12 protein-coding genes are annotated in these 12789 nt (G+C 65.8%); 7 read left to right on the forward strand and 5 right to left on the reverse strand.

Translation table 11 applies throughout. From position 1 onward, the window contains the following. Positions 1-250: 250 nt before the first annotated feature. Entirely contained in the window at positions 251-535 is a 285-nt protein-coding gene (locus ABRP34_RS19255; RefSeq protein WP_353711382.1) for a DUF2630 family protein, read from the forward strand. Between the two features lie 71 nt (positions 536-606). Here the strand turns inward: ABRP34_RS19255 and ABRP34_RS19260 are convergent, their stop codons facing one another. Next, a complete protein-coding gene (locus ABRP34_RS19260; protein ID WP_353711383.1) occupies positions 607-906 on the reverse strand; it encodes a hypothetical protein in 300 nt (99 codons plus the stop codon). Positions 907-1143: 237 nt separating this feature from the next. On the opposite strand from ABRP34_RS19260, the gene ABRP34_RS19265 reads away from it, so the two are divergent. Together ABRP34_RS19265 and ABRP34_RS19270 are read left to right on the forward strand one after the other, a co-directional pair. Beyond that, positions 1144-2019 (forward strand): glycosidase, encoded by an 876-nt coding sequence (locus ABRP34_RS19265; protein ID WP_353711384.1) that lies wholly within the window; start codon positions 1144-1146, stop codon positions 2017-2019. 104 nt (positions 2020-2123) lie between these two features. After that, positions 2124-2426 (forward strand): acylphosphatase, encoded by a 303-nt coding sequence (locus ABRP34_RS19270; protein WP_003804475.1) that lies wholly within the window; start codon positions 2124-2126, stop codon positions 2424-2426. Here the strand turns inward: ABRP34_RS19270 and ABRP34_RS19275 are convergent. Continuing rightward, positions 2401-6213 carry a TM0106 family RecB-like putative nuclease gene (locus tag ABRP34_RS19275; protein ID WP_353711385.1) on the reverse strand — a complete coding sequence of 1271 codons (3813 nt, stop codon included), beginning with the start codon at positions 6211-6213 and terminating at the stop codon, positions 2401-2403. The genes ABRP34_RS19270 and ABRP34_RS19275 overlap by 26 nt on opposite strands. A 131-nt stretch (positions 6214-6344) precedes the next feature. After that, positions 6345-6647 carry a DUF1540 domain-containing protein gene (locus ABRP34_RS19280; RefSeq protein WP_003804472.1) on the reverse strand — a complete coding sequence of 101 codons (303 nt, stop codon included), beginning with the start codon at positions 6645-6647 and terminating at the stop codon, positions 6345-6347. A gap of 322 nt (positions 6648-6969) precedes the next feature. Here ABRP34_RS19280 and fdhA point away from each other — a divergent pair, with 322 nt between their 5' ends. After that, positions 6970-8181: a formaldehyde dehydrogenase, glutathione-independent gene (fdhA, locus tag ABRP34_RS19285; protein ID WP_353711386.1), complete on the forward strand. Its 1212-nt coding sequence runs from the start codon at positions 6970-6972 to the stop codon at positions 8179-8181. Positions 8182-8309: 128 nt separating this feature from the next. After that, positions 8310-8609: a hypothetical protein gene (locus tag ABRP34_RS19290; protein WP_353711387.1), complete on the forward strand. Its 300-nt coding sequence runs from the start codon at positions 8310-8312 to the stop codon at positions 8607-8609. A gap of 54 nt (positions 8610-8663) precedes the next feature. Here the strand turns inward: ABRP34_RS19290 and ABRP34_RS19295 are convergent, their stop codons facing one another. Beyond that, positions 8664-9431 (reverse strand): HNH endonuclease family protein, encoded by a 768-nt coding sequence (locus ABRP34_RS19295; protein WP_353711388.1) that lies wholly within the window; start codon positions 9429-9431, stop codon positions 8664-8666. A gap of 360 nt (positions 9432-9791) precedes the next feature. Between ABRP34_RS19295 and ABRP34_RS19300 the strand changes: the two genes are divergently transcribed. Further along, complete coding sequence (locus tag ABRP34_RS19300) at positions 9792-10337, forward strand: YceI family protein (protein WP_003804464.1); 546 nt, start codon at positions 9792-9794, stop codon at positions 10335-10337. Between the two features lie 57 nt (positions 10338-10394). Here the strand turns inward: ABRP34_RS19300 and ABRP34_RS19305 are convergent, their stop codons facing one another. Beyond that, on the reverse strand, positions 10395-11126 hold the full coding sequence (locus tag ABRP34_RS19305) for a GntR family transcriptional regulator (protein ID WP_003804462.1): 732 nt from the start codon (positions 11124-11126) through the stop codon (positions 10395-10397). 196 nt (positions 11127-11322) lie between these two features. Between ABRP34_RS19305 and ABRP34_RS19310 the strand changes: the two genes are divergently transcribed. Then, a complete protein-coding gene (locus ABRP34_RS19310) occupies positions 11323-12732 on the forward strand; it encodes an MFS transporter (protein WP_353711389.1) in 1410 nt (469 codons plus the stop codon). Positions 12733-12789 lie beyond the last annotated feature (57 nt).

Below are 12789 nucleotides of genomic sequence, written 5' to 3' on the forward strand. Positions count from 1 at the left end.
GCATCGGGATAATGCTAAGCATGCTTACCGTCTACCCTAACGAGATGACGGCGGCGCCGCCAGTGGTGCCGCAGTTCGGAATGCGAGGCGCGGGCTCCCGCTGCGAAGGGCATCCGGCAGTCTCTTCCGCGGGCTGCAGCACCTCATTAGGCTGGCAGTCCCAGCACGGGCGAGCGACGCGCCGGTGGCGGTCCTCATGAGTGAATCCGGCATGCGGTGACCAGCACGCGGTAACCAAGGAGTGAAGGCGATGGAAGACCAAGACATTCTGCAGCGCATTCAGGCGCTGGTTGACGAAGAACACCAGCTCCGTGAGCCGGCGGCGTCGGGCCCGGCCGGCGGCTCCGGCGGGGACGGTTCCGACGGGGATGAGGAGGATCGGGGTGAACGCCGCGCGCGGCTGCGGCAGGTAGAGGAGGCGCTGGACCAGTGCTGGGATTTGCTGCGACAGCGGCGCGCGAAGGCGAAGGCCGGCGAAGATCCCAACGAGGCGGATGCCCGGCCCGTCAATGAGGTGGAAGGCTACGTGCAGTAAGTCGCCGGTAATGCGGAAGGGCGGCCGCCGCTGGCAGCCGCCCTTCCGTGTCGCTGATCCGCGGTCAGTGCTTACTGTTCCTGGCCGCTGTGCAGTCCGTCGTCGCTGCTGTCTGAGGAGGCCGCGTCGCCGGTGTCGTCGGACAGGTCCATGTTGCCGCGGGCTTCCTCCATGGTGGGGCCGCCGGACGGGACGCTGTAGCGCTGCGGGCGGATGCCGTGTGACTGTTCCTCGATGAGCGCCTGCTCCTCGCTGAAGCGGATGGCGTTGGCGTCATCACCCGCATCGCCGGGAACGTCGTCCCGGAGCTTCGAGGGGTTCGGAACGATAAAGCCGTCTGCCTTGCTGCTGTGTTCACTCACTGAATTCATCCCTTCCGACTAGTGCCTCACTCTGTATCGTAAGCCTACTTTCTATTTCCGCCGCCAGAAAATTTTCGAGGGGTAAGCTAGTCCCCGCAAATCTCCAGAAACCGAGATTTCCGGCTCAGTTCCGGTGTAATCCCCGTCATAGTCGGTCACGACACACAATGTTTACCGAACAAAGTCGCCAGATTTGCCCAGTACTTGGCAAACTACTGGGGGAACAATCGCTCTGTAAGGGGAACCATGCGCAAGACTGCCGCCGAAAACACCAACATCCGCCTTAAGGCCGTGCTGGACGTTCTGGCAGAGGGGGTGTTGTCCGGTGAGTCGCAGAACGCCGGCGCCGTGCTGGCTGAAGCCCTCGTCCGGGTTCCGCTGAACGCCTACGAAGCTGAACTCCTCAGCGGCGGGATTCCCCGCGGCCACAAATCGCTGACCACCGCCACGGCCAAGCTGGTCAAGGCCGGCTGGCTGGTCAAGGGACGCTCCGGCTGGACCATCACCGAGGACGGGCAGCGCGCTACGGTTGCTTTCCCGGACGCAGCCAGCTTCTCGGCAGCGCTCGACGCCGGTACCCCGGTCCCTGCCGACACGCCCCTTCCGGTGGCCGCACCTGCCAAGCCGGCAGCCAAGAAAGCGCCCGCGAAGGCCGCCGCAGCCAAGGCAGAGAAGGCTCCGTCCAAGGCAGCGAAGGTTGTCGACAAGGCCGCCAAGCTGATCGAGGATGCCGTCGCTCCCGTGGCCAAGGCTGTCCTGAAGAAGGCAGAGGCCGACGCTGAAGCGCAGGCTCCCGCCGTCGAAAACTCCGCGGAAGCCATCGACCAGCCCGCCGCCGTAGCTGTGGCCGGCGACTTCAACACCCTGCTGGGAGCCCCGGAGAACTGGGCGCCGCAGTACGACGAAGCGCAGATGAAGCTGGACGAGCTGGACCAGCTGTGGAAGCTTTCGGCTGAAGTCCCGGCTGGCTACTACACCTTTAAGATCGCCCTCAACCGTTCCTGGGATGAGAACTACGGCGCGTTCGGCGCGTTCGATGGAGCCAACCACGAACTGCACCACTCCGGCGGACTGCTCACCATCCGCTACGACCACCGGACCCGGGACATCACCGTCAACTGACCCCATCCGGCCGAAGCCCCGCTGCAGCACCACGCTGCAGCGGGGCTTCGCTGTGCGTTGGTCGAGCCTGTCGAGACCCAAGCCGCCGGCGCTACATTGGTTCCATGACTGACTCGAAGGCAGCAGACCCGGACAGCGTCCGCCTCACCGCACGCGTCACGGGAATGGTCCAGGGTGTCGGCTTCCGCTACTGGACCGCGCGGAAGGCCGACGAGCTGGGGCTGACCGGTTCGGTCCGGAACGACGACGACGGTTCGGTCGCCGTCGTCGCGGAGGGCCCGCAGCCCGACATCGTCGAATTCAGGCGTTGGCTTGGTTCATCCCAGGCGCCGGGCAGGGTGGCTCACGTCGATGAGAAAGTTTCCCCGGCTGAGGGCGGATTCAGGAGCTTTCAGGTCGTCGGCTGAGCTCACCGGGGCTGAGGCCCAGGAAGGCCCCGAGCTCCTCAAGTGCGAAGGGGCGCGAGGGCATGTAGTTCGTGAGCTCGGGGGAGCGGACGATCACGGCCCGCCACTGGCCCCGCGACACAGCCACGTTGATCCGGTTGCGGTTCAGCAGGAATTCGGCTCCCCGGGGTGCCTCGGCAATGGCCGAGCATGCCATGGACACGAGCACTATGGGAGCTTCCTGCCCTTGAAACTTGTCCACGGTACCCACCCGCACGCCCGGCAGGCCATCCTGATCCAAGGCATGCCGGATGGTCTGGACCTGGGCGTTGTAGGCAGCCACCACCAGGATGTCCCTGGCTTCCAGCCGCCGGATCGGCTCGTCCTTGCCCGGCGTCCACTTGAGCCCGATATGTTCGCGTGCCAGTCCGACGATCGCGGCTGCCTCTTCCGCCGAACTCGTGGTGTGGCCGGCATGCGGCACCAGGACGGTTTCGACGCCCGGCGGCACCCCGTCGAGATGGCGCAGGGATGCCGCCGGCGCGGACTCCAGCCTGCCGTCGTAACTGAGCACTGACACCTTGCGGCACAGCTCGGGATGCATCCGCCAGGAATCGGCGAGGAAATAGCCCAGCTCTGCAGGCAACGTGGCATGCCCGGCCGACAGCCAGCCGAGTGCCGATTCATCGACCGGCTCCGGATGGGAGCCCTGGGTGACCTGCGGAAGCTGTTGCGGGTCGCCGAGCAGCAGAAGCCGCTTCGCGGACCGGGCCACAGCCAGGGTGTTGGCCAGCGAATACTGGCCGGCCTCGTCAATGACCAGCAGATCCAGCGACCCTGCCGGGACGCATTTGCCCGTCATGGTCCAGGCGGTTCCGCCAACCAGGCAGCCGCCGTCGGCGTTCAAGAGCCTCGCGATATCCTCATCGGCGACGCAGGTCCACGGAACGTCGTGCGGTTGCGCCAGCCTTTTGGCCACGGCTGCAGGATCCACCCCGGCCTTCGTAATGGCCGTGCAGAGCATGTTCTCGACGACGGCGTGGGACTGGGCGACCACACCAACCTTCCAGCCGGCTTCCACGAGCCGGGCAATAACGTGGGAGCCGACGAACGTCTTGCCGGTCCCCGGAGGTCCCTGCACAGCGAGGTAGGACCGGTCCAGGTGCTTCAGTGCCTGGGTAATGGCTGAGACGTAGTCGGCGTGCCCCGCTTCATCATTGCCGACCGCAGGCAGATTCGGGAGGCCGGCCAGCCTGGGTGCTGTGCGCCGCAGGATGTCCACTCCGGGATGCTTGGGGAGTTCCGGCAGCGTGAAGCCGACAAGCTGCGCGAGCTCTGTCAGGGCTGCCTCGATGCTGACGGTGGGAATGGGGCGGTCGTCCGTCAGTGCCATGGGTAGCTGAAAGTATGGCGGCACCTTGCCCGTGGACTTCTCCGTGATGGTGATGACGGTCCGGCCGGGCTGATCAGGATGGTCTTCGACGGCCACCACGAGCGTGCCGAAGATGCCGTCACGGGAGGGCGGCATGGCGGCTTCATGGCGTGCTGACTCCGCGCCTGCCGACGAGCCGGCCGCAACCGTGCCCGGGTCCGTGCTTGCCACGCTGCCCCCGGCCGCTGTGCCCGCGCCCGCAGATTGGCCGGTCCCCGCACGCCTCGGCGTCCGCCCGCCGTCGACCTCCCCCAGCCCGTCGGGCAGGGGGGCCTCGAACATCCGGAACCAGGTGGAGCCCGGCTTGAATTCCGAGCCCTCGCTCATGATCCCGGTGAGCTGCAAGGTGCGGGACTCAGTCCGGGCCCGGGAGGTGGGCGGCGCCCAGTCCGAGACCACCTCGGCCGCTTCCACGATGAAGACGTTGCTCTGGTCCCGCCACCTGTCGACCTCGGATTCGAGGCGGTCGAAGTGCTCCCACCAGAACTGCTTGCGCTCCCGCCGGTGATAGCCGGTGGCCGCCGCGACCATGGCCACGGCCTGCTCGTCCGGCCCCAGCTCGCGGTGCTCCGGAATGGCGTCCAGGAAGGCGCGCAGGCTTGCTTCCTCCGGCGAAGGTTCCGCGTCCGGAGCTGCATCCGCACCGGGCATCCCCGGGACTGCGTCCACCCCGGGCATTCCCGCGCCGGCGTCCGCCACGCCCGCCTCGCCAGGAGCGGCAGGCGCACCGCCACGCAGCTGCAGCAGCCAGTCCCGCAGGCGCAGCGTGGACAGGCAGTCGTACTGGTTGTAGTCGGAAATGGAGGCCAGAATGGCGGCCGCCTCCGCCTGCGTGTCGGGGCCGGCGTCGCGTGCCTCGCAGTAAGCGGCGTAGGCCACCACCGAGGCTCCGGCGTCTTTGACGTCCCCGGAGCGCAGATTGTCCCCCATATACAGGGGCTCGAGCTTCTTGATGGAGTACGAGGCTTCGGAAATCCGGAGTGAATGCCGGACCGTGGCGTAGAGGTCCACGAGGAGCCCGTCACGCAGCCACGAGTCCACCACATCCTCGCCGGCAACGTGGTTCAGCGAGAGGTTGCGCAGGGCCGTTTTTTCGTAGGGCGCGTAGTGGTAGACGTGCATGTCCGGATACTGCGCGCGGCGCTCCTCCACGTAGGCGAGGAAGTCCAGGAACGCCCGCCGTTCGTCCGCTCGGGAGTGAGCCCAGAACGGACGGAAGACCGGTTCCTGGCCTGGCGGGTCGGTGGGCCGCGCGGCCTCAATCACGCCGAAGAGGTACTCCAGGCCCCACTGGCCAGCGGGATCCTGCCAGAGCGGGTCGCCCTCGAAGTCGAAGAAGATGTCGCCGTCACTCGGGGCAGGAATGCCGGCCAGCGCGTTGTCCGCCAGCACCCTGTACGTGACGGTGTGCGGCTGGCCCTCCTTCACGAAGGTGCGTGAGCCGTCGGCCGCCTCCAGCCCGGTCTGCATCCTGGCCTGGTCACGCAGGCGCCGCCGCGAACCGGTGGCCAGGTTCGGCGGCAGTTCGGCGAGGGCGTCGATGGTGGTGATGCCATCCGCGACGAGCTTCTTCCGCTGGACGGACGTCATGCCGGCCACCATCAACAGGTCCCGGTGCCTGGCCACCTGCTCGGCGCAGTAGTCGCATCTGCCGCAGTAGCTGACACCCGGCTGCTGCCACGCCACGGCGGTCTCCCCGCGACGATGCCTAGCAGTGAGCTCCCGGAAGCGCGCCCGGCGCTCGCGGTACACCGGCAGCAGATCGTCCAGTGAGTGCGAGCTGCGCTCCATGTTTCCCAGCACCAGGGTGACGCGCGGGGCCGGTTCCAGTCCGAGGCCGATCAACTGGTCGCCGTAGGCGGCGAGCTGCAGCAGGGCCCCTACCTTGGCGTGGCGCGCCAGCTTGGTGTCCCAGACCGCGTACCGCTGCGCTTCATGCACTCCATCAGGCAAGGCAGGCTCCTCACGCACGAGGAAGTCCGCGTAGCCGAGGAACTCGCCGTCGAAGAAGGTGGCCTGGAAGACGACGTCGGCCCCGGCGCGGAGCACAGTGGCGGTTTCGCGCGCCTTGTCCGTCAGGCTGGCCCGGTCCGGAGTTCCACGTTCTATGCAGTAGACGCCGCTTCCGCGCGAGGAATCCCACGTGCCATGGCGGTCGACGAGTGAAGCGAGCACCTTGTGCTCGTGGAGGTCGCCGAGCTTGCCCGCCCGTGCCTGCATCTCATCGGCGGGGAAGTCGGCTTTGGGGGAGCGGCCCAGCTTCTCGTCCAGGATCCGGAGCGTGCGGTACTCGCATTCGCTGGCGGCCACGAGGTCGCTGGCTGAAAAGACCAGATCAGCCGGGGCTCCCGGCGTGGTTGGGTCGAGCAGGAACATGGGGCCTCCCCATTGGCAGCCTCGCTCCGGGACGGTTCCCGGTGCGCTGATTCGAATCTAGCAAGAGGCTGTGACAATCAAGCCGCATCGGCCTGGGACTGCACCAATGGGGGACCCTATGTGCCTGCCGGTTAGGTGACGGGCTGCTTGCCGTTGTGGGAGTAGGTGAGGCAGTCGGCGTTGTCCGGGCCGGGGCCGACGTGGACTTCCGGTGCGCTGCACATCAGATGGTTGTTATGGACGCATTCGGCCCGTTGGCATGCTCCGACACCGGCAAGGACCTTCGGAAGGCCGCCGTGAGTGCCCGTATCAATGAAGGTGGCGCACGAAGCGTGGTCTGTGGTGCCGCCAACTGTGATGGCCTCGGCGTTGCATTCAGAGTGGTCGTTGAAGGAGCAGTTGGTGACGCTGCAATCGGCTACATGCGTGCTCATGGGATTCCTCCACGGTTCCGGACGCCCTGGCTGGGCGGCTCGCTGTTCCCAACGTAGGCCCGATGCGCCGGATCAAAAAGACCCAATTGTGTTGCGTAATTATCGTAATTGCAGGATCTGCCCCGTAGTCGCCCGGCATGGCTTAGCAGGGCCCCATGGACCCTTTGCGGGCACCGTTCTAGACTGGCAGGACCCTCCACCTTTAGGGCCCGACGGCGCCGTCCGGCCTTTCAGGGGAATGCCCTGGAGGGCGCATCACATCACTCAGGAATTCACCGCCGACCCTTCATCGGGAAGGGTCCGTGACGCCAGGAGGAAAGAGATGGAAGGGAACAAAGCCGTTGCCTACAAGGGACCCGGCAAGGTGGAAGTCATCGACATCGACTACCCCACTTTTGAACTCAAGGACGGGCCGGGCGTAAATCCGGCCAACGTGGGGCGCCAGGTTCCCCACGGAGCAATTGTAAAAACTGTGGCCACCAACATCTGCGGTTCGGACCAGCATATGGTCCGCGGCCGGACCACGGCTCCGCCGGACCTGGTGCTGGGCCACGAAATCACCGGTGAAGTGGTGGAGGTGGGGCCCGGCGTCGAATTCATCAAGGTCGGGGACATCTGCTCCGTGCCGTTCAATATTTCGTGCGGCCGGTGCCGGAACTGCAAGGAGCGCAAGACCGGCATCTGCCTCAACGTGAACCCTGACCGGCCGGGGAGCGCCTATGGCTATGTGGACATGGGCGGCTGGGTGGGCGGCCAGGCCAACTATGTCCTGGTGCCGTACGCAGACTGGAACCTGCTCAAGTTCCCGGACAAGGACAAGGCCATGGAGAAGATCCTGGACCTCGCCATGCTCTCGGACATCTTCCCCACGGGCTTCCACGGTGCTGTGACGGCGGGGGTCGGCGTCGGCTCCACCGTATACATCGCGGGGGCCGGTCCGGTTGGACTGGCAGCGGCGACCAGCGCGCATCTGCTGGGTGCCGCCGTCGTAATTGTGGGCGACATGAACGGCGACCGCCTGGCGCAGGCCCACAGCTTCGGCTGCGAAACCGTCGACCTGACCAAGGGCGGCCCGGCGGAGCAGATCGAGCAGATCCTGGGGGTCCCCGAGGTGGACTGCGCCGTGGACGCTGTGGGGTTTGAGGCGAAAGGGCATGGCGAGGGTGCCAAGGAGGCGCCGGCCACGGTGCTGAACTCGCTGATGGACATCACTGCCGCCGGCGGGGCGTTGGGCATCCCGGGACTGTATGTCACGGGTGACCCGGGCGGCATCGACGAGGCCGCCAAGAAGGGATCGCTGAGCCTGAGCCTCGGCACGGGCTGGGCGAAGTCACTGAGCTTCACTACAGGACAGTGCCCGGTGATGAAGTACAACCGGCAGCTGATGATGGCCATCCTCAACGACCGCGTGCAAATCGCCAAGAACGTCAACGCGAAGCCGATCCTGCTGGAGGACGCACCCAAGGGCTACGCCGAGTTCGACGCCGGCGCCGCCACCAAGTACGTGCTGAACCCGAACGGATACCTCAGCTGACGTAGGGCAGCAATGCGGGGCCGCGTGCAGTTTTCCACATAGGGGTTGGGCAGCACGCGGCCCCCATTGCCGTCGTCGTAGAGTAGGGCCAGACTCGTGGAACAACCGACCCAGCCGCAGGAGGATCCATGAACAGCCAGCCTGACGAAACACCTCTCGAAGTCCCGGAAGTCGACGCGTTTGAGCAGCGCCAGTCGGCGGGCGGGGAATCCGGGGAGGAGGAACAGCGGCCGCTGCCCGAGGACGTTCCCGAGGCGGACGCCCTGGAGCAGCGGACCCCGCTGCGGTCCAACGGCCCGCCGGCGGCGCCGGATCTCTCCGCCGAGGAAGCGGCCGAGGCCGACGCCATTGAGCAGGCCGCGGGCACGCCTGGCAGCGACGAGGACGACTACCCGTTCGCCGGGGAGGTGGAGCCGGAGCAGGGCTGAGGAGCGGCCCGTCTGGCCGGGCGCCGGGCGGCGGGTCCGGCTACACGGTTCCAGTTACTTGGTTCCAGCCGCCGTTCCTCCAGCCGCTGTACCTCCAGCTACAGTGCCGCCGCACTGGGCCAGGACCGAGGCCATCGCGGTGCGTTCGGCCTGCGTCACCCACAGCTTGTACTTCGCCTTGACCGAAATCTGCCGCGCGACGTACGGGCAGCGGTAGGCACGGCTGCCGGGCAGCCAGGTGGCGGCGTCGCCGTCGGACTTCTGCTGGTTGGCGGGTCCGGAAGCGGCGAGCAGGTTGAGGGGATCGTTGGCGAACGCGGTCCGCTGTGCCTTGCTGAGGCGCTGGGCGCCCTTTTGCCACGCATCGCTGAGGGCAACGACGTGGTCGATCTGGACTGCGCTGCTGGTTTTGCTGCCGCGGGTGAAGGCGATGGTGGTGGCGGTGTACGGATCCGCGAGGGTGCCGGTCAGGACGATGCAGTTCTTCGTTCCGGGCTTGAACGTGGTCTTGGTGAGGTCCCGGGCCAGGATGTCGTTGCGGGTGTCGCAGCCGTTGTGGTCCGTGTCCGACCACGCCGGACCGAACTCCTCCCGGTCGTAGCCGGTTTTCGGGGCGCGGCCTTTGACGGGCAGGGTGGCGAGGAGGTCGGCTGCCTTGACGGCATACCCCGGTGCGTTTCCGGTTGACCCGCCGGGGACAGCGTCCGACGACGGCTGCCGGGTTGCGCTGATAACCCCGCCGCAGGCGGTGGTGGCCAGGATGACGGCGGCAAGGGCGCCGGCGGCAAACCAGTTTCTTTTGCGGGGTGGTGCTTGATGCAAGGCGGTTTACTCCCGTGGCGCTGGTCGTCGATTCAACGGTCGATCGTACTGGCCGGCGCGACGGAGCTGGCGGTGCCACGCGGGAGACGTGCCCGAAACGCAGAGAGCCCCGCACTGCCTGACGGCTTTGCGGGGCTTCTCCTAGCGGCAGGACCACCCCGGATGGGGGATACGCGGTGGGCCTGTTCCTAGGCTAGAGAAGTTTCCTGACAATTGGCTAGGAATGTGTTCTTCCCGGTGGGTTCGCTTGCCGCTCGAATGCGCTCCCGATGAAGCTACTCGTCCTTGACTTCACCGCCGGGCTAAACCAGTGTTGAAATCGCACTGACCAGCAGGTTTTTCCTTCAAAGGAGATGCGTCATGACTCTTCCCGCAGGCCTGACTCCCGGTATTTGGACACTCGATATGTCCCACAGTGAGATCGGCTTCAGCGTACGGCACGCCGGGATCAGCAAGGTCCGCGGGCGGTTCCGGGAAGCAACCGGCGAAGCCCACGTGCGGGACTCCCTGGCCGATTCTTCGCTGCATGCCACCGTCAGCACCGCAAGCTTCGATTCCGGCGACGCCAACCGTGACGCGCACGTGAAGGGGGAGGATTTCTTCGACGTCGGGAAGTACCCGGAGATGACTTTCACGGGCACGCACATTGACGGCGACGGCGAGGACTACACGCTGACGGGCGACCTCACCATCAAGGGCATCACCAAGCCGGTTGAACTGGAGGTCGAGTTCACCGGCGTGGCCGTCGACCCCTTCGGAGCCACCCGCGCAGGCTTTTCGGCCGAGGCCGACATCAGCCGCAAGGAGTTCGGCCTGACCTGGAACGCCGCCCTGGAAGCAGGCGGACTCCTGGTCAGCGACAAGGTGAAGATCAACCTTGAAGCGGCCCTGGTGAAGCAGCAGTAGCAAGCGGCCCGTCGGGTTTCGACAAGCTCAACCAGCGGACCGACGGGCCGAACGGGCTTAGGAAAGCCGGGCGATGCTGCGGCGGACCGGGCGTGATGCTGTGCCGTCCGAGAAGAGCTCGGGCGACGATGCCTGGATGCGCTTGACGTCCTCGAAGACGCCGCGCAGGTGGACCCGCAGGGAGCTGTCCGCTTCGGGGCGATTGTTGGCTTCGAGCGCGTCCACCACGGCGGTGTGCTGCTCAATCAGCGTGGACACGGGCCGGGTGTCGATCAGGCTGAGCCGGCGCGCGCGGTCCAGGTGCGCCTTGGCCGAGTTGACCGCTGTCCACGCCGACTCGTGCCCCGCCAGCCGGAGCAGCTCGCGGTGGAAGTCCTCGTCGAGCCGGAAGAACTCCTCGACGTCGCCGGCGGATTCCGCGTCCCGCTGGGCAGCCAAAATTTCCCGCAGCCCGGCAAGCCCTGCGGCGTCAACGACGGCATCCTTCAGGGAGGCACACTCGATGGCCTCGCGCACAAACTGGGCCTCTGCAACCCGTCCCAGATCCACGAGCGAGACGAACGAACCGATCTGCGGGAAGACCTGCACCAGCCCTTCCTCACGCAGCAGGATGAGGCTCTCCCGCACGGGCGTCCGGCTGACACCCAGTTCCTGGGCGAGCTCGTTCTCGGACAGCGGCTCGCCGGGAGGGAGCTGCAGGGAGATGATGCGACGCCGGAGCGTATCCAGTGTCTGGTCCCGCACGGAGAGCCGCGGAGACTGCCCTTTTTCGGGTTTGCCGGTTGCCATGCATCCAGTGTAGCCATCGTTGACAAACTAGAATGGTAGTGCTTGTATGGTAGTCAGCAAAGTGCGAGGAGGAAGCAGATTCCCCCCGAATGCACTGAAGTCGCGTGATCGGGTTTCCCCGCTTTTCAGGCTGGCGCCGAAGCGGCGCCTATAAGGCCTCCTGGCCATCAGAACCTCCAAGGAAGAAGGACTGGCAATGCACGACCCAACAGCGTCGGCGGCAAACACCCCCGCCGCGGCCCCCACGCATGATCTGAAGAAGGTCCGCCGCACAGCAGCCGCGTCATTCATCGGAACGATGGCTGAGTACTACGACTTCTTCATCTACGGAACAGCGTCGGCGCTCGTCTTCAACAAGATTTTCTTTCCTGAAATTGACCCTCTTTTGGGAACACTCGCCGCCTTTTCGACCTACGCCGTCGGGTTCTTCGCCCGGCCCTTGGGCGGGATCGTCTGGGGCATCATCGGCGACCGGATCGGCCGGAAGAAGGCCCTCGTCTACACGTTGCTCATCACGGGTCTTGGCACTTTTGCCATAGGTCTCCTGCCGACCTACGAAACCATTGGCCTTTGGGCGGCAGTGATCCTTGTTGTCGTGCGTCTTCTGCAGGGGTTTGGCGTCGGTGGCGAGCAGGGCGGTGCGGTACTGCTTACCGCTGAGGCTGCCCCACCAAACCGCAGGGGTTTCTTCGCCAGCCTTGTCCAGCTCGGATCTCCCGCGGCGTATTTGGTTCCCTCCGCCCTATTCGCTTTCCTGACCACCCAGCTGTCCCAGGAGCAGTTCCTCCTCTGGGGCTGGCGCGTGCCGTTCCTGCTCAGCATCGTTGTGGTCGCTGTCGGCCTGTACATCCGGTTGCGCGTTGATGAGTCGGAGACGTTCAAAGCGGTGAAGGAAAATGCTGCCTCACAGCAGGCCCCGATAAAGGTGATCTTCAAGACGAGCCGCCGTGAAGTCCTTTTGGGCATGGGTTCCAAGTTCGTCGAGGCCGCGGTGTTCCCGTTCTACACCGTCTTCCTGGTCGCCTACTCCAAGCACCTCGGCAATGACTCGGCATTCGTCCTCCAGGCCATCATCATCGCCATCATCGCCGAACTCATCATGATCCCAGTCTGGGGGCATCTGACTGACCGGTTCGGGCGCAAGAAGATCTTCCTGGGCGTTGCCGTGCTGAACCTCTTCTTGATCTGGCCTGCCTTCAACGCCATTGCCAGCGGCGATCCTCTCCCCATTATTGCGATCCTCATCGCCGGTCTGGCTTTGGGACACGCCGGAACCTACGCGCCTCAGGCTTCCTACTACCCCGAGCTCTTCCCGGTCCGCGGCCGTTACACCGGTGTCTCCATCGTGTGGCAGTTCGGCGCCATGATCGCCAGCGGACCCTTCACCGTCGTTGCCACTGCTCTGCTCGCCGCCGGAGGCGGCTCGGTGACGGGCGTCGCCATCTACGTCTCAGCGCTGATCCTTGTCAGCGTCGTCTGTCTCGCATTCCTGCCCGAGACCGCCCCGGGCAGGCTCGGAGGCAAGGAATATGCGGATTGGGGACTGGATTCGCAGCCCTCCGACGACGGCAGCGTGGGCACGACCCACCGCGCGTCTCTCTCCTGACCCAACTGAGTAGCAGCAGATGGCGTTCTGAGGGCTCATAACGCCATCAGCTGCGAC

Source organism: Arthrobacter sp. K5 (assembly GCF_040448525.1).
Classification (GTDB): Bacteria; Actinomycetota; Actinomycetes; order Actinomycetales; family Micrococcaceae; genus Arthrobacter; species Arthrobacter globiformis.

Excerpts from the sequence above, each read along its gene's own strand:
- ABRP34_RS19255 (WP_353711382.1), top strand. The coding sequence starts at position 251 with ATGGAAGACCAAGACATTCTGCAGCGCATTCAGGCGCTGGTTGACGAA.
- ABRP34_RS19260 (WP_353711383.1), bottom strand. The coding sequence starts at position 906 with ATGAATTCAGTGAGTGAACACAGCAGCAAGGCAGACGGCTTTATCGTT.
- ABRP34_RS19265 (WP_353711384.1), top strand. The coding sequence starts at position 1,144 with ATGCGCAAGACTGCCGCCGAAAACACCAACATCCGCCTTAAGGCCGTG.
- ABRP34_RS19270 (WP_003804475.1), top strand. The coding sequence starts at position 2,124 with ATGACTGACTCGAAGGCAGCAGACCCGGACAGCGTCCGCCTCACCGCA.
- ABRP34_RS19275 (WP_353711385.1), bottom strand. The coding sequence starts at position 6,213 with ATGTTCCTGCTCGACCCAACCACGCCGGGAGCCCCGGCTGATCTGGTC.
- ABRP34_RS19280 (WP_003804472.1), bottom strand. The coding sequence starts at position 6,647 with ATGAGCACGCATGTAGCCGATTGCAGCGTCACCAACTGCTCCTTCAAC.
- fdhA (WP_353711386.1), top strand. The coding sequence starts at position 6,970 with ATGGAAGGGAACAAAGCCGTTGCCTACAAGGGACCCGGCAAGGTGGAA.
- ABRP34_RS19290 (WP_353711387.1), top strand. The coding sequence starts at position 8,310 with ATGAACAGCCAGCCTGACGAAACACCTCTCGAAGTCCCGGAAGTCGAC.
- ABRP34_RS19300 (WP_003804464.1), top strand. The coding sequence starts at position 9,792 with ATGACTCTTCCCGCAGGCCTGACTCCCGGTATTTGGACACTCGATATG.
- ABRP34_RS19305 (WP_003804462.1), bottom strand. The coding sequence starts at position 11,126 with ATGGCAACCGGCAAACCCGAAAAAGGGCAGTCTCCGCGGCTCTCCGTG.
- ABRP34_RS19310 (WP_353711389.1), top strand. The coding sequence starts at position 11,323 with ATGCACGACCCAACAGCGTCGGCGGCAAACACCCCCGCCGCGGCCCCC.